The following is a 20,371-nucleotide window of genomic DNA, read 5'->3' on the forward strand; positions in this document are numbered from 1 at the left end:
GCCAGAGGGCTTGAACAACAAGCACCGTCGCTCAAGCCCCTCGCGGGGCTATTTGAACTGACGCCCCAAGCCGGACGGAACGCCATGGATGTCGGTTTCCTCCCAGGGGCCGTCCGGGCCGATGGAGCGGCTCCAGCCGTTGTTCCAGCGGTAATAGGTGCGTTGGCGATAGAAGGTGTTGCTCTGGTCATCCAGCACATACACCCCCAGCCGCGCATCCCAATGGCTATGGCCGCCGGGAGGTGGGGCAAAACTGGCGGAGGTGCGTGGCAGGGGCTTGGCCGGACGATTGGGCGTCGCCGGTGCCCCAGGCGCGGTCGAGGGCACCGAGCGTGTGCTCGGCACCGCCGGCGGGATGGGTTCGGAGCTGGTGGGCTGCGGCCGCTGGACCGTACATGCACTCAACCCCACAACCAGTGATAACAGGGTGATACGTGCGATGGCGGTCATGGCGGCTTCTCTGGTTATTGATCCGGGCTGTCGATGGTCAGCTGTTGTGGCGCGGTGGTGCTGCTGGCCAGAGGCTGGCTGCGACCGACCCATTCACCGGCTGTCGGTTGGCCGGCACGGGACACGCGCGCAACCAGTTGGACTTCAGGGAAGTTCGACAGTTTCAACTGCGGCATCATTGCGTCGGCATCCCCCAACTCGACGGTGGCCGGCAGATCAGCCACGGTCAGGCGCTTGGCCGCCAACGGCGCGGGTGGGCCGGACACGGCCCGGGCAAAGATGAACACGCTGTCACCCGGCTGGACCTTGGCCTTCAGCTCAGGCGCCAGGTCGACCCGGACTTTGAGCACGGCGCTCTTGGCCGGGGCGGCCGGCGCCTGGGCAACCTTGCCACCGGTGGCGACCAGCTTCTCGCTGGCCCGGGCGATACCGCCCTGCAGCGCAGCGCGGGAGCTGTCGTCCGGCGGCAATTGGGCCAACAGGCGGTTCCAGTAATCGATGGCGTCCTGATAACGCTCACCTTCAAACGCCGCGATGCCCAACAGTCCAAGGCTGGTGACTTCCTTGGGGTCGGCCTTGAGTGCTTCGTCGGTCAAGGCCTGGAGCTTGGGCGACCACTGTTTGTTGTCGGCAAAATACTGCGCCTGGGCCCATTGCCCGAGCAGCTCCGGCTGGCGGCCCGCCAGGGCCACGGTGCGCTCGAAGAGCTTCGCCGCGTCCGCCGGACGATCCTGGGCCATATAGGTGCGACCGAGGAAGTACAGGCCCTCGGCGGAATCCGGCTGGGCCGCCACCGCGCGCTCGAGGCGCTGGGTCATGTCTTCCATGGACTGCGGCGCCTGGGCGAATTCACGGGTCAGTTCGACCTTGTCCACAGCGCCAAAATGCAGGTACAGACCCAGGCCCAGCACCGGCACCAGGATCGCCGCCAGCAACGGCAGCGGCTTGCCCAGCCGCGAAACCCTGGCTGGGGCCACGCCTTCGGTATCGGCCAGCAACTCGCGGGCCGCTTCGGCGCGGCCACTGTCCATCTGGTCCGAGGTCAGCACACCTTCGGCCTGCTGCCCTTGCAGCTCGGCAACCCGCTCTTGGTAGAGCGCCACGTTCAGCGCGGTACGATCCTCTTCACGTTGGGCACGGCGGCCGCGTAAAACCGGGATCAACAGAAAACTCAGGGCTACCAGGAGCAGCAGACCTGCAGCGAGCCAGAAATCAATCATTCGGAGTCTTTTTCCAACAGGTGGTCGAGGCGCTGACGCTCCTCGGCAGAAAGCGTGTTCGGGCTGTCAGTGCGCTCGGCACGACGACGCCGGACGATCACGGCGATGATCACCACTCCCCCCAGCAGCAACCCGGCGGGGCCGAACCAGAGCAAGGCGGTTTTGCCGGTCAGGGCCGGCTTGTAGCGGACGAAGTCGCCGTAGCGGTCAACCATGAAGTCGATGATCTGCTGGTTGTCCTTGCCTTCGCCCAGCATGCGAAAGATTTCCTTGCGCAAGTCGGCGGCAATCGGCGCATTGGAATCGGCGATGTCCTGGTTCTGGCACTTGGGGCAGCGCAGCTCCTTGGTCAGCTCGCGAAAACGCTCACGCTCGGCGTCATTGGCGAACTCATAGGTGTCGATGGCGGCCTGGGCTACGGAAGCCATGCCCAGACCCAGTACGAGGGCGGCGAACCAGCGCTTCATGGCTTGGCCTCGTCCACCAGCGACTGATACTTGGCCGCCAGTTTTTCACTCCAGACCACCTCGTCGATCACCCCGACGTATTTGTCGCGGATGATGCCCTTGGCGTCGATGAAGAAGGTTTCCGGCGCACCGTACACCCCCAGGTTCAGGCCCAGGGTGCCCTCTTCGTCGCGGATATCCAGCTGATACGGGTTGTGGAATTCGGCCAGCCACTTCAAGGCATCGGCGTTGACGTCCTTGTAGTTGACGCCATAGATCACCACGCCCTGCTGCGCCAGCTTGTTCAGCACCGGGTGCTCGACCCGGCAGGAAATGCACCAGGTGCCCCAGACGTTGACCAGTGCCGGTTTGCCCAGCAGGTCGGCGCGGGTCAGGGTTGTTTCACCCTCGACCGCCGGCAGGGAGAACTCCGGGAACGGCTTGCCGATCATGGCCGACGGCAACTCGGCCGGGTCCAGGTACAGCCCGCGGTAGAGGAATACCGCCATCACCAGGAACAGTGCCAGCGGCAGCAACATCATCCAACGTCTCATGCAGTGACTCCTGTCATGCCCAGCGCTTCGCGCACGCGGCTTTTCACCTTGACCCGGTAACGCCGGTCCAGCGCCGCCAGCAAGCCACCGAAGCCGGTCAGCAGGCCGCCGAACCAGATCCAGCGCACGAACGGTTTGACGTGCACCCGCACCGCCCAGGCGCCATCGCCCAGCGGTTCGCCGAGGGCCACGTACAGGTCGCGGGTGAAGCCGGCGTCGATCCCGGCTTCAGTCATCATCGAGTTCTGCACGGTGTACAGGCGCTTCTCCGGGTGCAGCACCGACACTTCCTTGCCGTTGCGCACCACGCGCACGGTGCCTTTGTCGGAGGTGAAGTTCGGCCCCTCGAAGTGCTTGGCGCCTTCAAAAATGAAGTGATAACCGGCCAGGTCCATGGATTCGCCCGGCGCCAGGCGCAGGTCGCGCTCGGCGCTGTTCTGGCTCGACAGCACCACGCCCAGGGCGCAGACCGCGATGCCCAGGTGCGCAATCTGCATGCCCCAATAGCTGCGGGTCAGGCTTGGCAGGCCTTTGATCAGGCCTTTGTGGCGGGTCTTGTCGACGATGTCGCGCACACCGGCCAACAGCACCCAGGCCGCCAGCATAAAGGTCGCCAGCACCGCCCAGTTGAAGTCGCCGTAAGCGATACCAGCCACCACCGCCAAGGCCGCGCTGCCCAGCAGGACCGGGGTCAGCATGCTCACCAGCCACTTGACCGGGGTGTCTTTCCAGCGCACCAGCACACCGACCGCCATCACCACCATCAGCAGCGCCATCAGCGGAATGAACAGCGCATTGAAGTACGGCGGACCGACCGACAACTTGGCCCCGGTCAGGGCATCCAGCACCAGCGGGTACAGGGTACCCAGCAGAATCATCGACGCAGCCACCACCAACACCAGGTTGTTGCCCAGCAGCAGGGTTTCCCGCGACCACAGGTTGAACCCGACATGGCTCTTGACCACCGGCGCGCGCAGGGCAAACAGGGTCAGCGAACCGCCCACCACAAACAGCAGGAAGATCAGGATGAACACGCCGCGCTCTGGGTCGGAGGCGAAGGCATGCACCGAGGTCAGTACCCCGGAACGCACCAGGAAGGTTCCCAGCAAGCTCAGGGAAAACGCGGCAATGGCCAGCAGTACGGTCCAGCTCTTGAACACGCCGCGCTTTTCCGTGACGGCCAGGGAGTGGATCAGGGCCGTCCCCACCAGCCACGGCATGAAGGAGGCGTTTTCCACCGGGTCCCAGAACCACCAGCCGCCCCAGCCGAGTTCGTAGTAGGCCCACCAGGAGCCCAGGGTGATGCCGATGCCGAGGAAAGCCCAGGCGACGATGGTCCAGGGACGCGACCAGCGCGCCCAGGCGGCGTCGAGACGCCCGCCGAGCAGCGCGGCAATGGCGAAGGCGAAGGCCACGGAGAAGCCGACATAACCCATGTACAGCATCGGCGGGTGAACGATCAGGCCGATGTCCTGCAGCAACGGGTTGAGGTCACGGCCGTCGGCCGGGATCTGCGGCAAGATCCGCGCGAAAGGGTTGGAGGTCAGGATCAGAAACAGCAGGAAGCCGGTGCTGATCATGCCCATCACCGCCAGCACCCGGGCCAGCATCACCTGCGGCAACTGCCGCGAGAACACCGACACGGCAAAGGTCCAGCCACCCAGGATCAACGCCCAGAGCAGCAGCGAGCCTTCGTGGGCGCCCCATACTGCGCTGAACTTGTAGTACCAGGGCAAGGCGCTGTTGGAGTTGCTGGCCACATAGGCGACCGAGAAGTCGTCGCTCATGAAGGCATAGGTCAGGCAGCCGAAGGCGAACAGCAGGAAGGCGAACTGCCCCCAGGCCGCCGGCTGAGCCAGGCTCATCCACAGCCGATCGCCGCGCCAGGCGCCGAGCAGCGGGATCACCGCCTGGACCAGGGCAAAGCACAGGGCCAGGATCATCGCCAGATGCCCCAGTTCAGGGATGAAAAGTGCGGAAGTCATGGGTTAACCCTCCTTCGCGGGTGTCGGTGCCGATTGGCCGCTGTCTTTCAGGGCCTTGGTCACCTCGGGGGGCATGTACTTCTCGTCGTGCTTGGCCAGTACTTCATCGGCCACCACCACGCCCTCGGCATTGAGCTTGCCCAGGGCAACGATGCCCTGCCCTTCGCGAAACAGATCCGGGAGGATGCCGCGGTAGGAGATAGTCACGGACTTGTTGAAGTCGGTGACCACAAAGCGTACGTCCAGCGAATCGCCAGAGCGTTGCAGCGAACCCTGCTCGACCATGCCGCCGGCGCGAATCCGCGTGTCCAGGGGCGCCTCGCCATTGGCGATCTGGGTCGGGGTGTAGAACAGGTTGATGTTTTCCTTCAGCGCGCTGAGGGCCAGGCCCACTGCAATGCCGATACCGGCCAGGATCGCCAGGATGATCAAAAGACGCTTTTTACGCAGCGGATTCACTTGCCGTTCTCCCGGCGCAAACGACGCGCCTCTTGTTGCAGATAACGCTTGCGGGCCACGATCGGCACCGCCAGTTCCTGAGCCAGGATCACCAGGCAGATGCCATAGGCCGACCAGACATACAGGCCGTGATGGCCCATGGCGAGAAAATCGTCGAAGGATGCAAAACTCATGGCGCCACCTCCAGGCTGCGTTGGATTTCGGCCTTGACCCAGCTGGTCCGGGCTTCACGCTTGAGCACCTCAAGGCGCATGCGCAACAGCAGCAGCACGCCGAACAGGCAATAGAAACCCAGCACCGTCAGCAGCAGCGGCAGCCACATCTCGGCAGGCATCGCCGGGCGTTCGGTCAGGGTGAAGGTCGCGCCCTGGTGCAGGGTGTTCCACCACTCCACCGAGTATTTGATGATCGGGATGTTGATCACCCCGACGACGGCCAGCACCGCGCAGGCCTTGGCGGCGCTCTCACGATTGCTGATGGCCTGGTTCAGCGCAATAAGACCTGCGTACAGAAACAGGAGGATAAGCATCGACGTCAGTCGTGCATCCCAGACCCACCACGAGCCCCAGGTCGGCTTGCCCCAGATCGCCCCGGTCAACAACGCAATCACGGTCATCGAATGCCCGATGGGCGCCGCGCACTGCAAGGCGACATCGGCCAGTTTCATCTTCCATACCAGGCTGACCACCCCGCACACCGCCAGCATCACGTAGCAGGACTGGGCCAGCATCGCCATCGGCACATGGATATAGATGATCCGAAAGCTATTGCCTTGCTGGTAATCCGGCGGCGCGAAGACCAGACCCCAGACCACGCCGATACCGATCAGCAACAAGGCGGCGACGCTCAGCCAGGGCAGCAGCTTGCCGCTGATGCCATAAAACCATTTGGGTGAGCCGAGCTTATGAAACCAGGTCCAGTTCATACTGTTTCCATCACGGTTGCTCTTCGTTATCACGAAAAGTCAGGGTCTGTTCTTGTACCAAGAAGTGATCAAAAAACGATCAGACCGCATTATTATTCGCCGACGCTGATCTTCAGGCCAGCCGCTATTGCAAAGGGTGTCAGGGTTACTGCAAGGGCGGTCAGGCTCCCAAGCCACAGCAGAAAACCGGTTGCCGGCATGCCCTGCAACGCCGCCTGCAAGGCGCCGCTGCCGAGAATCAGTACCGGGATGTACAGGGGCAGAATCAGCAGCGCCAGCAACAGCCCGCCGCGTTTCAACCCCACTGTCAGCGCGGCGCCCACTGCGCCGAGCAGGCTCAGTACGGGGGTGCCGAGCAGCAATGACAACAGCAGCACCGGAATGGCCGCCGTAGGCAATCCGAGCATCAAGGCCAACAGGGGCGCAAGCAATACCAGTGCCAGGCCGGAAAACGCCCAGTGTGCCAGCACCTTGGCCAATACCAGAAGAGCCAGGGGGTGCGGCGAAAGGACCCACTGCTCCAGGGATCCGTCCTCGAAATCACTGCGAAACAGCCCGTCCAGCGAGAGCAGGACTGACAAAAGTGCCGCGACCCAGACCAGTCCCGGAGACAAGGTTTGCAACAATTGAGACTCAGGTCCCACCGCCAATGGGAATAATGCGACAACGATGGCGAAGAACACCAACGGGTTGGCCAACTCCGCCGGACGGCGAAACAACAGTCGGGCCTCGCGGGCCACCAATAGCGCAAACACACTCATACCGCCCACTGCCCCAGGTCGATGTCGCGATAACCGGCCGGTACCCGCGCCAACGTATGGTGAGTGGTCAGGACCACCATGCCGCCACGCTCGCAATGCCCGGCCAGGTGTTCTTCAAGTTGGGCCACGCCCTGTTTGTCGAGGGCGGTGAAAGGTTCATCGAGCACCCACAGTGGCGGCCCGTCGAGGTACAAACGGGCCAGGGCCACGCGGCGCTGCTGACCGGCCGACAAGGTGTGGCACGGCACATCCTCGAAGCCTCGCAGCCCGACCGCCGCCAGCGCCTGCCAGATCGCCTCGCGCTGCGCCGGTTGGTGCAGGGCACAGAGCCAGGAGAGGTTCTCTTCCGGGCTCAGCACATCCTTGATCCCGGCGGCATGGCCGATCCACAACAGATTGCGCGCCAGTTCGATGCGCTGGGAGGCCAATGGCTGGCCATTGAGCAGCACCTTGCCGTCGGTGGGCTGCATCAGCCCGGCCAGCAAGCGCAGCAGGCTGGTCTTGCCACTGCCATTGGGGCCGCTGATCTGCAGCATGTCGCCCGCCTGCACACGCAATTCGAGGTTTTCAAACAGCAGACGCAAGTCTCGCTCACAGGCAAGGGCGACGGCTTCTAGAAGAGGGCTGGTCAAGAGATAGCAGGCCTTTACGGTTCAAGTCGGCTGTCGAGCGGCCGTTAAAGAGGTGCAGAATAAATGCATTGGCAGCCGGTTCTAGAGAGCTGCGTCAAACATTTGCCATGTTTTTACCGCGCATCCAAAGACGGGCGGCATTATACATGTGATGCCCTACTCTAAAGAGGGCTAATTTCCTCAGGTTGTGTCCAGATGTCAGGTGAAATCAACATCCTCCCGCTGCCCCAGGCGACGCCCTCCGCCACGCGCGCGCCGGGGGTCGGCAGTGAGCTGCTCAAGCTGTTGCAGCCCATGGAAGGCCTGATCGCCGCCGGCCAGACTGCCCGCGCCGAAGTCCTGTCACTGAAGCAGGCGGACCAGACCTTCGAGCTGTTGCTCAAGGTCACCCTCGACAGCGGCAAGCAGACCACGATTCAGGCCACCAGCAACCAGCCATTGCCCCAAGGCACCAGCCTCGCCATCAGCCAGCCGTCCGCCGGCAACCTGGCGATCAGCGTGCAGCAGGCCCTGGCGTCCAGCGTCGCCACCCTGACCCGCCTCGATACCGCACAACTGCCGGTCGGCACCCTGCTGCAAGGCAAGGTCCTGACCAGCCAGGTGCTGCCCCAGGCCGCCGGCCAACCGGCGGTCTACCGCTCCCTGGTGAGCCTGCTCAACACCGCCCTGAGCGGCAGCACCCTGAGCATCGACAGCCCTCAGCCGCTGCGCATCGGCAGCCTGTTGAGCGCCATGGTCCAGGATGCCCAGACGTTGAATTTCGTGCCCCTGAGCGGACGCCAGGAGCAATTGGCAATCGCCCAGCAACTGAGCACCCAGCAAAGCCGCCAGGCCTCGCTGACCGGGCTGCTCAGCGCCCTGCAGAATCTGCCGGCCGACGATGCCACCTCCAATGACCTGCGCCTGGCCGTGGACAAACTCCTGGCCGGACTCCCCGACCTGCAACAACTGAGCAATCCCAAGGGCCTGGCACTGGCGCTGGCCAATAGCGGCATGTTCCTGGAAGCCAAGCTGCTGGCCGGGGACAACCCGGTCCAGCCCCCGGACCTCAAGGGCAACCTGCTGCGCCTGATCGCGCAACTGGCCCCGGCGCTCCCCACCGGCAGCAACTTCAACGCGATCATTGCCGCCAACACCCTGGCCCAGGTCCTGCCGAGCTTTGTGCGCAGCGCCCTGGGCACCCTCGGTCAAGTCAGCGCCAAGCCCCAGCCAGGCGGCTTCCCCCTGCCCTCGCGGCTGCTGCAGAGCCTGGAGGGCGAAGGCGACCTGGAACACCTGCTGCGCCTGGCCGCAGCCGCCGTGTCGCGCCTGCAAAGCCATCAACTGTCCAGCCTGGAGCAAACCGGCCTGACCGATGACGGACGCCTGCAAACCACCTGGCAACTGGAAATCCCCATGCGCACCCTGCAAGACATCGTGCCGTTGCAGGTCAAGTTCCAGCGCGAAGAGCCCGTAGAGCCGGAACCCAACGAAAAACGCGAAGAACGCGAACCCAAGCAGGCACTGTGGCGGGTCGAACTGGCGTTCGATCTTGAGCCATTGGGGCCGCTGCACGTGCAGGCGCAATTGATTCAGGGCCGGCTATCCAGCCAGCTGTGGGCTGAACGGGCCTATACCGCGAGCCTGATCGAGAGCCACCTGGGCAGCCTGCGCGAGCGCCTGCTGGCTTCAGGCCTGACGGTGGGCGATCTGGATTGCCACCTCGGCACCCCGCCCCAGGGCACGAAAACCCGATTGGAACAACGCTGGGTCGACGAAACCGCATGAAAAACCCCAACACTCCCCGCCAAGCCATCGCCCTCAAGTACGACGGCCGGCAAGCCCCGACCCTGACCGCCAAAGGTGACGATGCCCTGGCCGAAGCAATCCTGAAAATCGCCCGCGACTATGAAGTGCCGATCTACGAAAACGCCGAGTTGGTGAAGCTGCTGGCACGGATGGAGTTGGGGGACAGTATCCCCGAGGAGTTGTATCGGACCATCGCCGAGATCATTGCCTTCGCCTGGAACCTCAAGGGCAAGTTCCCAGCGGGGCATGATCCGGATGCGGTGGCGCAGGAGAAGGATGTAACACCGGACAGCAGCCGCCAGCTGTAAGCCACAAGCTTCAAGCTAAAAACTGGCAGCTTGCGGCTTGCAGCTAGTTTTTATGCAACTTGCTCATCAGCTCGGCTTCGGCCTGGGTCAGGCCGCAGGACTGGGTCAGCTCATCGACGCTGGCCCCCATGCCCACCAGGCGCGCGGCCTGGGCAAACGACAGGCTGGAAGGATCACGCTGCTCCAGCTGCGCCAGTTTGTCCGGCAACGGCCCGACCACGGCGCGCAACTCGTGCAAGTCCTCGCCCATGCGCACCGTACCGTTCTGGTAATTGTCGACGCGCCGGGAGAGTTCCTTGATGCGCTGGTCTCGCAGCGCATCGCCCTCGGCCTGCTGCGCGGCAATCTGCCGCTGGTTGCGGGTATAGGACACAAACAGCGCCACAGAGGCTATCCAGAGGATGGCCAGGACAATCACTGCAACCTCAAGAATCAATCAGATACTCTCCAGTTCCGACCATTCTTCTTCGCTCATCATCTTGTCCAGCTCAACCAGAATCAGCAGTTCGCCGTTCTTGTTGCACACGCCCTGGATGAACTTGGCCGACTCTTCGTTACCGACGTTAGGTGCGGTTTCGACTTCCGACTGACGCAGGTAAACCACTTCCGCCACGCTGTCGACCATGATCCCGACCACTTGCTTGTCGGCTTCGATGATGACGATACGGGTGTTGTCGTTGACCTCGGTCGGCACCAGGCCGAAGCGCTGGCGGGTGTCGATCACGGTGACCACATTGCCGCGCAGGTTGATGATGCCCAGCACATAGCTCGGCGCACCCGGCACAGGGGCGATTTCGGTGTAGCGCAGGACTTCCTGGACACGCATCACATTGATGCCGTAGGACTCGTTATCCAGCTTGAAGGTTACCCATTGCAGGATCGGATCTTCGGAACTCTGTGCAGACGACGACTTATTCATACCCCTGACCCCTCAAAAAACCGTTGAAAACGGTGTGTGTTCTATCGGGCAACGCCAACGGCGCCACCTGTTATTTGTCTATGTCGGCTTGTTGGCCGGTTTGTTGAAGGCCATCTGCTTGGCGCCGCCACTGGCGATCAGTTCAGCCAATGCGGCGACGTCGAGCAAGGCACACATGTGCTCGATCACCGTACCGGCCAGCCACGGACGTTGGCCGCGATGGCTGCGCCATTTGATTTCATTGGGGTCCAGGCGCAACGAGCGGCTGACTTGATGCACCGCCAGCCCCCACTCGTAGCCCTGCACCGAGATCACGTATTGCAGGCCCTGGCGGAAATCATCGCGATAGCGATCAGGCATCACCCAACGCGCAGTGTCCAGCACCTTCAGGTTGCCAGCCTGGCTCGGCAGGATGCCCAGGAACCATTCCGGCTGGCCGAACAGCGGCGTCAACTCCTGGCCAGCCAGGGAGTAGATCGAACCCAGGCACACCAGCGGCACTGCCAGGGTCAAACCGGCAACGTCGAACAGCAGGCATTCGAACGGCTCGGCGGCCCAGCTGGGGCGGTCGTCACCCACCACGGGTGGCGGCGTATTGCTGGGCGGCAAATGCACTTCGACCACCGGCGCCACCAATGCCTGGAGCATCGGCGCGACCGGTGAAATCGACGGCAGGACCGGCGCCGGCGCGTCCAGCACAGGCGCCACCACAGGAGCCGCCTTGACCTGAACTTCGGTACGCGCCGCCGGCGGCGCGGCCTTGATCACCTTGGCGTCATGGGCCTGCTCTTCGAGCACCGCCAGTTGGAACTCGTCCAACTCCGCGACGGGCTCTTCGATCACGGCCACAGGGGGTGCGAGCGGTGCTGCTTCTTCTTCGGTCGCGTCCTGCAACAGCGCGTCCAGATAGGACTGCAGCGCCAGTTGCGGTCGGCTTTTTATGTCCAGAGGACGGTTCATATGAATGCCCATGGAGCGACCCCGACACAGTGACCTGTAGGGGTTATCGGCAAGATCGGGGTCCGGCTTGAATGAAAACGCACGTCAGGCCACCTGCGCGACAAGCTGTTGCGCCAGCAGGTGCTTGAGCAGCGCCCGGTAGGCCAGGACGCCACGGCTCTTGCCATCGAACTGCGAAGGCGTCAGGCCGGCCCGGCTGGCATCGCGCAGGCGGGTATCGACCGGGATGTAGCCCTGCCAGATGTCGTCAGGAAACTTGTCACGCAATACCCGCAGAGTGCCCAGGGAAGCCTGGGTACGACGGTCGAACAGGGTCGGCACGATGGTGAATGGCAGCGCCTGCTTGCGCGAACGATTGATCATCGCCAGGGTATTGACCATGCGTTCCAGGCCCTTGACCGCCAGATGCTCGGTCTGCACCGGGATCACCAACTGCTGGCTGGCCGCCAGGGCATTGACCATCAACACCCCGAGCAGCGGCGGGCTGTCGATCACGGCGTAATCAAAATCCTGCCACAGCTGCGCCAGGCTCTTGGCAATCACCAGGCCCAGGCCGCTCTGCCCCGGCGACTGACGCTCAAGGGTCGCCAGCGCGGTGCTCGATGGCAGCAGGGAAATACGTTCATCGCTGGTGGGCAGCAGGAGCTGGCCCGGCAGATCCTGAGGCACACTGCCCCGGTGCAGGAACAGGTCGTAGCTGCTGTGTTCCAGGGTGTCAGGGTCGTAACCGAAGTAACTGGTCATCGAGCCGTGGGGGTCGAGGTCAACCACGACCACGCGCTTGCCCGCCTCGGCCAGCAAGCCGGCTAAAGCGATGGAACTGGTGGTTTTACCGACACCACCCTTTTGATTGGCGACTGCCCAGACTCTCATTCGGATTGTTCCTCTCGACAAGCCAGAAGACCGGCCGAGAAATAGCACTAGTTATAAAGCGGGTGACGGAGAATTGACGGCGCTCTGTCGTACCGGCGTCTTGACCGGGGTTGGTGCAGTTTGTGTGCCAGCCCGCTTCAATGCGGCATCGGGTGTCGCATTGGCGGTGCCGGTACCAGTCAGGCTGCGCCGTACATCGAGGTTGCGCGACACCACCAGTACTACCCGGCGATTGCGCGCCCGGCCTTCGGCGGTGGCATTGTTGGCCACCGGCTGGAACTCGCCATAGCCGACCGATGCCATGCGTGCGGGGTTGACCCCCTGCATGGCCAGCATGCGCACGATACTCGCCGAACGGGCCGAGGACAGCTCCCAGTTGGTCGGGTATTGGGCGGTCTGAATCGGCTGGTTATCGGTAAAGCCTTCGACGTGGATCGGGTTGTCGAACGGCTTCAGAATCGCCGCCACCTTGTCGATGATATTGAACGCCAGGTCGCTGGGCATGGCGTCGCCGCTGCCGAACAACAGGCTGGAGTTGAGTTCGATCTCGACCCACAACTCATTGCCGCGCACGGTCATCTGGTTGGAGCTGATCAGGTCGCCAAAGGCTGCGCTGATATCGTCGGCGATGCTCTTGAGCGGATCGCTGCCCCCGGAAATACCAGCATCGGTCTCGTCGCTGTCCTTGACCAGCGGCTTGGCCGGGGTCACGGTCTTGGGCCGCTCATCGCCGATGGGGATCGGCTTGAGGGCCCGGTCGGAGTCGGTGAATACGCCGACCAGCGCTTCGGAAATCACCTTGTACTTGCCTTCGTTGATCGACGAGATCGAGTACATGACCACGAAAAACGCGAAAAGTAAGGTGATGAAGTCGGCGTAGGACACCAGCCAGCGTTCGTGGTTGACGTGTTCTTCAGGCTTGCGGCGACGGGCCATGCTCCATTCCTCCCATCAATCCATGAAGCCTTGCAGCTTCAACTCGATGGAACGAGGGTTCTCACCTTCGGCAATCGACAGGATCCCTTCCAGCAACATTTCGCGATAACGCGACTGCCGCAAGGCAATCGACTTGAGCTTGGCCGCCACCGGCAGCAGCACCAGGTTGGCACTGGCCACGCCGTAGATGGTGGCGACAAAGGCCACGGCAATGCCGCTGCCGAGCTGGGACGGATCGGCGAGGTTGCCCATCACGTGGATCAGGCCCATCACCGCACCGATGATGCCGATGGTCGGCGCATAGCCGCCCATGCTTTCAAAGACTTTGGCCGCTTCGATGTCGCGGCTTTCCTGGGTGTAGAAGTCCACCTCCAGGATGCTGCGGATGGCTTCCGGCTCGGCGCCGTCCACCAGCAGTTGCAGGCCCTTGCGCGAATAAGCGTCGGGCTCGGCATCGGCCACGCCTTCCAGGCCCAGCAGGCCCTCCTTGCGCGCGGTCAGGCTCCAGTTGACGACCCGATCGATGCCGCCGGGCAGATCGACCCGGGGCGGGAAGAGGATCCAGCCCAGAATCTGCACGGCACGCTTGAATGCGCTCATCGGCGACTGCAGCAAGGCCGCACCGATGGTGCCACCCAGCACAATCAGCGCCGCCGGACCGTTGGCCAGGGCCGACAGGTGACCACCTTCCAGGTAATTGCCGCCAATGATGGCGACAAACGCCATGATGATCCCGATAAGGCTCAAGACATCCATCAGATACAGGCCTCGACCAGATGCCTGCCGATGTCGTCCAAGCCGTACACCGCGTCTGCGAGGTCGGCTTTGACGATGGCCATTGGCATGCCGTAGATCACGCAGCTGGCTTCATCCTGGGCCCAGATCGCGCTGCCGCCCTGCTTGAGCAGGCGTGCGCCTTCGCGACCGTCGGCGCCCATGCCGGTGAGCACCACCGCCAGAACTTTGTCACCGTAGGACTTGGCCGCCGAACCGAAGGTGATATCCACGCAAGGCTTGTAGTTCAGACGCTCGTCGCCGGGGAGGATTTTCACCGCGCCACGGCCGTCGATCATCATCTGCTTGCCACCGGGTGCCAGCAGGGCCAGGCCCGGACGCAGGATGTCGCCATCCTCGGCTTCCTTGACGCTGATCCGGCACAGCTTGTCCAGACGCTCGGCAAAAGCCTTGGTGAAGGCCGCTGGCATGTGCTGGATCAAGACGATCGGTGCCGGGAAGTTGGCCGGCAACTGGGTCAAGACCCGCTGCAAGGCAACCGGACCGCCAGTAGAGGTACCGATGGCCACCAGTTTGTAGGCTTTGCGTTTCGGTGCCGGCGACGAAGCGCTGGCCGCCGGAGCCCGGGCAGGCGCAGGAGCCGGTGCGGACGGACGCGGCGCAGCACTGCTGCTGCCGAAGCTGCTGATACCCGATGGCGCAGGCGCCGGGGCGGCAGCCGGCTGCGGAGCCGGAGTGCTGTAGCTGCTGAAACGACGGTTACTGCGCGAGATGCTGTGGACTTTCTCGCACAGCAGCTGCTTGACCTTCTCGGGATTGCGCGAGATGTCTTCGAAGTTCTTGGGCAGGAAGTCGACCGCACCGGCATCCAGCGCATCGAGGGTTACCCGGGCGCCTTCATGGGTCAGCGAGGAAAACATCAATACCGGGGTCGGACAGCGCTGCATGATGTGCCGCACCGCCGTGATGCCATCCATCATCGGCATCTCGTAGTCCATGGTGATCACGTCCGGCTTGAGTGCCAGGGCCTGATCGATCGCCTCTTTGCCATTGGTCGCCGTACCGACGACCTGGATGTTCGCATCCGCTGAAAGAATTTCCGAGACGCGGCGGCGGAAAAACCCCGAATCGTCCACCACCAGGACTTTGACTGCCATAAACACTCCGTTAGGCGGGGCGAGGCAAATCGCCCCGCCACCCCGAATCAAATACGCCGTGCGGCGTAACGCTTGAGCATGCTTGGAACATCGAGGATCAGTGCAATGCGGCCGTCACCGGTAATGGTGGCGCCGGACATGCCCGGGGTCCCTTGCAGCATCTTGCCCAATGGCTTGATGACCACTTCTTCCTGGCCGACCAGTTGATCGACGACAAAGCCGATCCGCTGGGTGCCCACCGAAAGGATCACCACATGGCCTTCACGCTGCTCTTCATGAGCGGCGGAACGGACCAGCCAGCGCTTGAGGTAAAACAGTGGCAACGCCTTGTCGCGCACGATCACCACTTCCTGGCCGTCGACCACGTTGGTGCGCGACAGGTCCAGGTGGAAGATCTCGTTGACGTTGACCAGAGGGAACGCAAACGCCTGGTTGCCCAGCATGACCATCAGGGTCGGCATGATCGCCAAGGTCAACGGCACCTTGATCACGATCTTCGAGCCCTGGCCCTTGGTCGAGTAAATATTGATCGAACCGTTGAGCTGGGAAATCTTGGTTTTCACCACGTCCATGCCCACGCCGCGTCCGGAGACGTCGGAGATCTCGGTCTTGGTCGAGAACCCCGGGGCGAAAATCAGGTTGTAGCACTCGGTGTCGCTCAGGCGATCAGCGGCATCCTTGTCCATCACCCCACGCTTGACGGCAATGGCGCGCAGCACATTCGGGTCCATGCCTTTGCCGTCATCGGAGATCGACAGCAGGATATGGTCGCCCTCTTGCTCAGCGGCCAGGATCACCTTGCCACCGCGCGCCTTGCCCGAGGCTTCGCGCTCTTCCGGTGACTCGATACCGTGGTCGACCGCGTTGCGCACCAAGTGGACCAGCGGGTCGGCCAGGGCCTCCACCAGGTTCTTGTCGAGGTCGGTTTCTTCGCCGACCAGCTCCAGGTTGATCTCTTTCTTCAGCTGCCGCGCAAGGTCGCGAACCAGGCGCGGGAAGCGCCCGAACACTTTCTTGATCGGCTGCATCCGGGTCTTCATCACCGCGGTCTGCAGGTCGGCCGTGACCACGTCGAGGTTCGACACGGCCTTTTGCATGGCTTCATCGCCGCTGTTGAGGCCCAGGCGCACCAGGCGGTTACGCACCAGCACCAGTTCGCCGACCATGTTCATGATCTCGTCCAGGCGTGCGGTATCAACCCGTACGGTGGTCTCGGCTTCACTGGCGGGTTTTTCTGGCGGTGGCGCTGCGGCGGCACGTGCCGGAGCAGGTGCTGCAGCGGCCGCTGGAGCCGCAGCCTTGGGAGCTTCGGCCTTGGGCTCGGGCTTTTTCACCACGGGCTTGGCCGCCACCGCAGCCGCGGTCGCAGCGGCTGGAGCGGCAGAACCGGCACCCGCCACCTCGGAAAATTTGCCCTTGCCGTGCAATTCGTCGAGCAGTGATTCGAATTCGTGATCGCTGATCAGGTCGCTGCCGGCTGCAGCCGCGACGGGCGCGGCAGCTGCCGGTACCGAAGCGACGGCAGACTCGAGCGCGTCCACGGCAAAGTTGCCCTTGCCATGCAACTGATCGAGCAGTGCTTCGAATTCATCATCGGTAATTTCGTTGCTGTCGCTCGCACCCGGCGTCGCTGCTTTCGCCGCGGCAGGTTCGCTCGCTGCAACGGCATCCGGGGCGAACTGGCCCTTGCCATGCAACTGGTCGAGCAAGGACTCGAACTCGGCATCGGTGATTTCGTCGCTGGCCGCATCGCTGCTGGCCACCGGAGCAGCCGCAGGCGCCTCGGCTTCGGCCTTGGCGGCGTTGAGCGAGTCCAGCAGCAGCTCGAATTCGTTATCGGTGATATCGCCCGATTCGCTTTCAGCCACCGGCTCGGCCACCGCTTCAGCCACTTCAGGCTCCGCTGCCACCTCTACCGCAGCCGCAGGCTCTGCCAGACGCGCCAGAGCCGCGAGCAGCTCCGGAGTCGCTGCCGTGACCTGGGTCCGTTCGCGGACCTGGCCGAACATGCCGTTCACCGCGTCCAGCGCTTCGAGCACCACATCCATCAGCTCCGAGTCGACACGACGCTCACCCTTGCGCAGGATGTCGAAGACGTTCTCGGCGATGTGGCAGCACTCCACCAGCTCATTGAGCTGGAGGAAGCCGGCGCCCCCTTTAACAGTGTGAAAACCGCGAAAAATTGCATTGAGCAGATCCGCATCATCCGGTCGGCTTTCCAGCTCGACCAGTTGTTCGGACAATTGCTCTAGAATCTCGCCGGCCTCAACCAGGAAATCCTGAAGGATCTCTTCATCGGCGCCGAAGCTCATTAATGGGTGCTCCTAGAATCCAAGGCTGGAAAGCAAATCGTCTACATCGTCCTGACCGGACACAACGTCTTCACGTTTATCGGCATGAATCTGCGGACCTTCACCCTTGGCGAGATGTTTTTGCGGATCTTTTTCAGCCAGGATCGATTCGCGGTCATGTTCGATGCCCGCAAAACGGTCGACCTGGCTGGCCATCAAGACGAGTTTGAGCAGATTGCTTTCGACTTCCGTGACCAACTGGGTCACGCGCTTGATCACCTGGCCCGTGAGGTCCTGGTAATCCTGCGCCAACAGAATGTCGTTGAGATGGCCGGAAACGGTCCGGGTCTCCTGTTCGCTACGCGTCAGGAAACTGTCGACGCGCCGTGCCAACTCGCGAAACTCTTCAGCCCCGACTTCGCGACGCATGAAGCGCCCCCAGTCAGCGCTCAAGGCCTGGGCATCGTTGCTCAGGCCGTTGACCAGCGGGGTGCTGCTTTCCACCAAATCCATGGTGCGATTGGCCGCAGCCTCGGTCAGCCTGACCACATAGGACAGGCGCTCGGTGGCATCCGTGATCTGTGAAACTTCCTCGGCTTGCGGCATATGCGGGTCAATCTGAAAATTGACGATCGCGCTATGCAGCTCGCGGGTGAGCTTGCCGACTTCCTGATACAGGCCGCGGTCACGGGTCTGATTGAGCTCATGGATCAGTTGCACAGCCTCGCCAAACTTGCCTTTTTCAAGGCTCTCGACCAGTTCGTGGGCATGTTTTTTCAGGGTCGATTCAAAATCGCCCAATGAAGATTCGTTATGCTCCATAGCTCCCCCGTGGCGCAATGTCTTCGCGCATCAACCGATGCGTTCGAAGATTTTTTCGATCTTCTCTTTCAACGCCTGAGCCGTGAATGGTTTCACTACGTAGCCATTGACGCCGGCCTGAGCCGCTTCAATGATCTGTTCACGCTTGGCCTCGGCAGTCACCATCAGCACCGGCAGGTGCTTGAGCTTCTCGTCGGCGCGCACGTGGCGCAGCAAATCGATACCGGTCATGCCAGGCATGTTCCAGTCCGTTACCAGAAAGTCGATGCTCCCGCTGTTGAGGACCGGAATGGCGGTAGTACCGTCATCGGCCTCGACCGTGTTGGTGAAACCCAGGTCACGCAACAGGTTTTTTATGATCCGCCGCATCGTTGAGAAGTCATCAACGATGAGGATTTTCATGTTCTTGTCCAATTCGACCTCCAAGCAGTCTTAAACGCGCCCAGCACCTGAACGCGCCATTCAATCAATACGACGTAACACTCAACGACTGCATGGAATACACACTGCAAGACCGGTGCGGCATCACGCCTTACCGGTCCCGTTCGCAGTGTCCCCACACTGCCTGTCAGCGCGCTCGCCACTCCCCCAAACGCCCCCGCAAGCGGGCCGCGCACTGGCTGTGTAACTGGCTGACCCGCGATTCGCTGACCCCCAGGACCTCACCGATTTCCTTGAGGTTCAGCTCTTCGTCGTAGTACAGCGCCAAGACCAGTCGCTCACGCTCCGGCAAATTGGCAATCGCGTCCGCCAGCGCCGCCTGGAAGCGTTCATCTTCCAGATCGCGTGACGGCTCGAGATGAGCACTCGCGCCATCCTCATGCAGCCCTTCATGCTCGCCGTCCTGCAAAAGGTCGTCGAAGCTGAACAGGCGGCTGCCCAAGGTGTCGTTCAAAATCCCGTAATAATCGTCGAGGCTCAATTCAAGTTCGGCCGCAACTTCGTGATCTTTAGCGTCACGACCGGTTTTAGCTTCAATTGAGCGAATGGCATCACTCACCATCCGTGTATTGCGGTGTACTGAACGTGGCGCCCAATCGCCCTTGCGCACTTCGTCGAGCATCGCCCCACGAATACGAATCCCGGCATAAGTCTCGAAACTTGCGCCCTTGCTCGCATCGTACTTGGTCGACACTTCGAGCAAACCGATCATCCCGGCCTGGATCAGGTCTTCGACCTGGACACTGGCCGGCAGCCGTGCCAGCAGGTGGTAGGCGATACGCTTGACCAGAGGCGCATAGCGCTCGATCAATTCATATTGGCTGTCACGTGCCGACTTCTTGTACAGGTTGTAGCCGCTGGCTGTCATAGCACCGGTCCTGCTGTTTGCTGCACTAGCCGCTCGACAAAAAACTCCAGATGCCCACGTGGGTTGGCAGGCAACGGCCAGGTATCGACTTTTTGCGCAATGGCCTTGAACGCCAGCGAGCACTTCGAACGAGGAAAGGCTTCATAGACCGCACGCTGCTTTTGCACGGCCTTGCGTACGCATTCGTCGTAAGGAACTGCACCGACGTATTGTAAGGCCACGTCCAGGAAGCGATCCGTGACCTTGGTCAACTTAGCGAACAGATTGCGACCCTCCTGCGGGCTTTGCGCCATGTTGGCCAGGACCCGGAAACGGTTCATGCCGTAGTCGCGATTGAGCAGTTTGATCAGCGCGTAGGCGTCAGTGATCGAGGTCGGTTCGTCGCAGACCACCAGCAGAACTTCCTGGGCCGCGCGGACAAAACTGACTACCGAGTCACCAATACCCGCAGCGGTGTCGATGACCAGCACATCGAGGTTGTCGCCGATATCACTGAAAGCCTGGATCAGGCCGGCATGCTGGGCCGGGCTCAGGTGCACCATGCTCTGGGTGCCGGAGGCGGCAGGCACGATACGGATCCCGCCCGGGCCCTGGAGCAGCACGTCGCGCAGCTCGCAGCGGCCCTCGATGACGTCAGCCAGGGTACGTTTGGGGGTCAGGCCCAGCAGGACGTCGACATTGGCCAGGCCCAGGTCGGCGTCCAGCAGCATGACGCGCCGGCCGAGCTCAGCCAGGGCCAGTGACAAGTTCACTGACACGTTAGTCTTGCCGACGCCACCCTTGCCGCCGGTCACCGCAATCACCTGTACGGGATGCATGCTGCCCATGTTCTTTCTTTACC

General features: G+C 62.4%; 24 protein-coding genes. 2 read left to right on the top strand and 22 right to left on the bottom strand.

The window, feature by feature from the left end; translation table 11 throughout:
- Window positions 1–48: 48 nt before the first annotated feature.
- The 10 genes from ACOZJV_RS12245 to ccmA form a co-directional block, all read right to left on the bottom strand.
- Complete coding sequence (locus ACOZJV_RS12245) at window positions 49–450, bottom strand: hypothetical protein (RefSeq protein WP_078471006.1); 402 nt, start codon at window positions 448–450, stop codon at window positions 49–51.
- Window positions 451–464: 14 nt separating this feature from the next.
- Window positions 465–1,670: a c-type cytochrome biogenesis protein CcmI gene (gene ccmI, locus ACOZJV_RS12250; RefSeq protein ID WP_421547735.1), complete on the bottom strand. Its 1,206-nt coding sequence runs from the start codon at window positions 1,668–1,670 to the stop codon at window positions 465–467.
- Complete coding sequence (locus tag ACOZJV_RS12255) at window positions 1,667–2,137, bottom strand: cytochrome c-type biogenesis protein (protein ID WP_078471004.1); 471 nt, start codon at window positions 2,135–2,137, stop codon at window positions 1,667–1,669. Before ACOZJV_RS12255 ends, ccmI begins: the two co-directional genes overlap by 4 nt.
- Window positions 2,134–2,670: a DsbE family thiol:disulfide interchange protein gene (locus ACOZJV_RS12260; protein WP_421547736.1), complete on the bottom strand. Its 537-nt coding sequence runs from the start codon at window positions 2,668–2,670 to the stop codon at window positions 2,134–2,136. Before ACOZJV_RS12260 ends, ACOZJV_RS12255 begins: the two co-directional genes overlap by 4 nt.
- A complete protein-coding gene (locus ACOZJV_RS12265; protein ID WP_078471002.1) occupies window positions 2,667–4,655 on the bottom strand; it encodes a heme lyase CcmF/NrfE family subunit in 1,989 nt (662 codons plus the stop codon). Before ACOZJV_RS12265 ends, ACOZJV_RS12260 begins: the two co-directional genes overlap by 4 nt.
- A 3-nt stretch (window positions 4,656–4,658) precedes the next feature.
- On the bottom strand, window positions 4,659–5,114 hold the full coding sequence (gene ccmE / locus ACOZJV_RS12270) for a cytochrome c maturation protein CcmE (RefSeq protein ID WP_020299259.1): 456 nt from the start codon (window positions 5,112–5,114) through the stop codon (window positions 4,659–4,661).
- Window positions 5,111–5,287 (bottom strand): heme exporter protein CcmD, encoded by a 177-nt coding sequence (ccmD, locus tag ACOZJV_RS12275; RefSeq protein WP_020299260.1) that lies wholly within the window; start codon window positions 5,285–5,287, stop codon window positions 5,111–5,113. Before ccmD ends, ccmE begins: the two co-directional genes overlap by 4 nt.
- The gene (locus ACOZJV_RS12280) at window positions 5,284–6,039 is read right to left on the bottom strand and encodes a heme ABC transporter permease (protein WP_078471001.1); all 756 of its coding nucleotides are present in this window, start codon (window positions 6,037–6,039) and stop codon (window positions 5,284–5,286) included. The genes ccmD and ACOZJV_RS12280 overlap by 4 nt, the downstream gene beginning before the upstream one ends.
- A 92-nt stretch (window positions 6,040–6,131) precedes the next feature.
- On the bottom strand, window positions 6,132–6,800 hold the full coding sequence (ccmB, locus tag ACOZJV_RS12285; protein WP_201130047.1) for a heme exporter protein CcmB: 669 nt from the start codon (window positions 6,798–6,800) through the stop codon (window positions 6,132–6,134).
- Window positions 6,797–7,432: a cytochrome c biogenesis heme-transporting ATPase CcmA gene (gene ccmA, locus ACOZJV_RS12290; protein WP_201130046.1), complete on the bottom strand. Its 636-nt coding sequence runs from the start codon at window positions 7,430–7,432 to the stop codon at window positions 6,797–6,799. Before ccmA ends, ccmB begins: the two co-directional genes overlap by 4 nt.
- 195 nt (window positions 7,433–7,627) lie before the next feature.
- Here ccmA and ACOZJV_RS12295 point away from each other — a divergent pair, with 195 nt between their 5' ends.
- Together ACOZJV_RS12295 and ACOZJV_RS12300 are read left to right on the top strand one after the other, a co-directional pair.
- Window positions 7,628–9,199 (top strand): flagellar hook-length control protein FliK, encoded by a 1,572-nt coding sequence (locus tag ACOZJV_RS12295; protein ID WP_078470998.1) that lies wholly within the window; start codon window positions 7,628–7,630, stop codon window positions 9,197–9,199.
- Window positions 9,196–9,528, top strand: coding sequence for an EscU/YscU/HrcU family type III secretion system export apparatus switch protein (locus tag ACOZJV_RS12300; RefSeq protein WP_078470997.1), 333 nt, complete (start codon window positions 9,196–9,198; stop codon window positions 9,526–9,528). The genes ACOZJV_RS12295 and ACOZJV_RS12300 overlap by 4 nt, the downstream gene beginning before the upstream one ends.
- 43 nt (window positions 9,529–9,571) lie before the next feature.
- On the opposite strand, the gene ACOZJV_RS12305 is transcribed toward ACOZJV_RS12300, so the two are convergent.
- From ACOZJV_RS12305 to fleN, 12 genes are all read right to left on the bottom strand, one after another.
- Window positions 9,572–9,964 (bottom strand): DUF2802 domain-containing protein, encoded by a 393-nt coding sequence (locus tag ACOZJV_RS12305; protein ID WP_020299266.1) that lies wholly within the window; start codon window positions 9,962–9,964, stop codon window positions 9,572–9,574.
- Window positions 9,965–10,447 carry a chemotaxis protein CheW gene (locus ACOZJV_RS12310; RefSeq protein WP_007922496.1) on the bottom strand — a complete coding sequence of 161 codons (483 nt, stop codon included), beginning with the start codon at window positions 10,445–10,447 and terminating at the stop codon, window positions 9,965–9,967.
- 78 nt (window positions 10,448–10,525) lie between these two features.
- On the bottom strand, window positions 10,526–11,407 hold the full coding sequence (locus ACOZJV_RS12315) for a chemotaxis protein CheW (RefSeq protein ID WP_421547737.1): 882 nt from the start codon (window positions 11,405–11,407) through the stop codon (window positions 10,526–10,528).
- 84 nt (window positions 11,408–11,491) lie between these two features.
- The gene (locus tag ACOZJV_RS12320) at window positions 11,492–12,280 is read right to left on the bottom strand and encodes a ParA family protein (protein ID WP_020299268.1); all 789 of its coding nucleotides are present in this window, start codon (window positions 12,278–12,280) and stop codon (window positions 11,492–11,494) included.
- 51 nt (window positions 12,281–12,331) lie between these two features.
- Window positions 12,332–13,216, bottom strand: a complete 885-nt coding sequence (gene motD, locus ACOZJV_RS12325; protein WP_201130044.1) for a flagellar motor protein MotD — start codon at window positions 13,214–13,216, stop codon at window positions 12,332–12,334.
- 15 nt (window positions 13,217–13,231) lie between these two features.
- Window positions 13,232–13,972, bottom strand: a complete 741-nt coding sequence (locus ACOZJV_RS12330) for a flagellar motor protein (RefSeq protein WP_020299270.1) — start codon at window positions 13,970–13,972, stop codon at window positions 13,232–13,234.
- The gene (locus ACOZJV_RS12335; protein ID WP_020299271.1) at window positions 13,972–15,108 is read right to left on the bottom strand and encodes a protein-glutamate methylesterase/protein-glutamine glutaminase; all 1,137 of its coding nucleotides are present in this window, start codon (window positions 15,106–15,108) and stop codon (window positions 13,972–13,974) included. The genes ACOZJV_RS12330 and ACOZJV_RS12335 overlap by 1 nt, the downstream gene beginning before the upstream one ends.
- Before the next feature lie 47 nt (window positions 15,109–15,155).
- The gene (locus ACOZJV_RS12340; protein WP_421547738.1) at window positions 15,156–17,420 is read right to left on the bottom strand and encodes a chemotaxis protein CheA; all 2,265 of its coding nucleotides are present in this window, start codon (window positions 17,418–17,420) and stop codon (window positions 15,156–15,158) included.
- 12 nt (window positions 17,421–17,432) lie between these two features.
- On the bottom strand, window positions 17,433–18,221 hold the full coding sequence (locus tag ACOZJV_RS12345) for a protein phosphatase CheZ (RefSeq protein ID WP_020299273.1): 789 nt from the start codon (window positions 18,219–18,221) through the stop codon (window positions 17,433–17,435).
- 30 nt (window positions 18,222–18,251) lie between these two features.
- The gene (locus ACOZJV_RS12350; RefSeq protein WP_003183998.1) at window positions 18,252–18,623 is read right to left on the bottom strand and encodes a chemotaxis response regulator CheY; all 372 of its coding nucleotides are present in this window, start codon (window positions 18,621–18,623) and stop codon (window positions 18,252–18,254) included.
- 166 nt (window positions 18,624–18,789) lie between these two features.
- Complete coding sequence (fliA, locus tag ACOZJV_RS12355; protein WP_020299274.1) at window positions 18,790–19,530, bottom strand: RNA polymerase sigma factor FliA; 741 nt, start codon at window positions 19,528–19,530, stop codon at window positions 18,790–18,792.
- Window positions 19,527–20,357, bottom strand: a complete 831-nt coding sequence (fleN, locus tag ACOZJV_RS12360; protein ID WP_020299275.1) for a flagellar synthesis regulator FleN — start codon at window positions 20,355–20,357, stop codon at window positions 19,527–19,529. Before fleN ends, fliA begins: the two co-directional genes overlap by 4 nt.
- Between the last annotated feature and the right edge of the window lie 14 nt (window positions 20,358–20,371).

This window comes from Pseudomonas sp. QD4 (genome assembly GCF_049199125.1).
In the GTDB taxonomy this organism is placed as follows: Bacteria; Pseudomonadota; Gammaproteobacteria; order Pseudomonadales; family Pseudomonadaceae; genus Aquipseudomonas.

Bases quoted from the DNA above. Each gene is read 5' to 3' on its own strand.
- ACOZJV_RS12245 (WP_078471006.1), bottom strand. From the start codon at position 450: ATGACCGCCATCGCACGTATCACCCTGTTATCACTGGTTGTGGGGTTG.
- ccmI (WP_421547735.1), bottom strand. From the start codon at position 1,670: ATGATTGATTTCTGGCTCGCTGCAGGTCTGCTGCTCCTGGTAGCCCTG.
- ACOZJV_RS12255 (WP_078471004.1), bottom strand. From the start codon at position 2,137: ATGAAGCGCTGGTTCGCCGCCCTCGTACTGGGTCTGGGCATGGCTTCC.
- ACOZJV_RS12260 (WP_421547736.1), bottom strand. From the start codon at position 2,670: ATGAGACGTTGGATGATGTTGCTGCCGCTGGCACTGTTCCTGGTGATG.
- ACOZJV_RS12265 (WP_078471002.1), bottom strand. From the start codon at position 4,655: ATGACTTCCGCACTTTTCATCCCTGAACTGGGGCATCTGGCGATGATC.
- ccmD (WP_020299260.1), bottom strand. From the start codon at position 5,287: ATGAGTTTTGCATCCTTCGACGATTTTCTCGCCATGGGCCATCACGGC.
- ACOZJV_RS12280 (WP_078471001.1), bottom strand. From the start codon at position 6,039: ATGAACTGGACCTGGTTTCATAAGCTCGGCTCACCCAAATGGTTTTAT.
- ccmB (WP_201130047.1), bottom strand. From the start codon at position 6,800: ATGAGTGTGTTTGCGCTATTGGTGGCCCGCGAGGCCCGACTGTTGTTT.
- ACOZJV_RS12295 (WP_078470998.1), top strand. From the start codon at position 7,628: ATGTCAGGTGAAATCAACATCCTCCCGCTGCCCCAGGCGACGCCCTCC.
- ACOZJV_RS12300 (WP_078470997.1), top strand. From the start codon at position 9,196: ATGAAAAACCCCAACACTCCCCGCCAAGCCATCGCCCTCAAGTACGAC.
- ACOZJV_RS12310 (WP_007922496.1), bottom strand. From the start codon at position 10,447: ATGAATAAGTCGTCGTCTGCACAGAGTTCCGAAGATCCGATCCTGCAA.
- ACOZJV_RS12315 (WP_421547737.1), bottom strand. From the start codon at position 11,407: ATGAACCGTCCTCTGGACATAAAAAGCCGACCGCAACTGGCGCTGCAG.
- ACOZJV_RS12320 (WP_020299268.1), bottom strand. From the start codon at position 12,280: ATGAGAGTCTGGGCAGTCGCCAATCAAAAGGGTGGTGTCGGTAAAACC.
- motD (WP_201130044.1), bottom strand. From the start codon at position 13,216: ATGGCCCGTCGCCGCAAGCCTGAAGAACACGTCAACCACGAACGCTGG.
- ACOZJV_RS12330 (WP_020299270.1), bottom strand. From the start codon at position 13,972: ATGGATGTCTTGAGCCTTATCGGGATCATCATGGCGTTTGTCGCCATC.
- ACOZJV_RS12335 (WP_020299271.1), bottom strand. From the start codon at position 15,108: ATGGCAGTCAAAGTCCTGGTGGTGGACGATTCGGGGTTTTTCCGCCGC.
- ACOZJV_RS12340 (WP_421547738.1), bottom strand. From the start codon at position 17,420: ATGAGCTTCGGCGCCGATGAAGAGATCCTTCAGGATTTCCTGGTTGAG.
- ACOZJV_RS12345 (WP_020299273.1), bottom strand. From the start codon at position 18,221: ATGGAGCATAACGAATCTTCATTGGGCGATTTTGAATCGACCCTGAAA.
- ACOZJV_RS12350 (WP_003183998.1), bottom strand. From the start codon at position 18,623: ATGAAAATCCTCATCGTTGATGACTTCTCAACGATGCGGCGGATCATA.
- fliA (WP_020299274.1), bottom strand. From the start codon at position 19,530: ATGACAGCCAGCGGCTACAACCTGTACAAGAAGTCGGCACGTGACAGC.
- fleN (WP_020299275.1), bottom strand. From the start codon at position 20,357: ATGGGCAGCATGCATCCCGTACAGGTGATTGCGGTGACCGGCGGCAAG.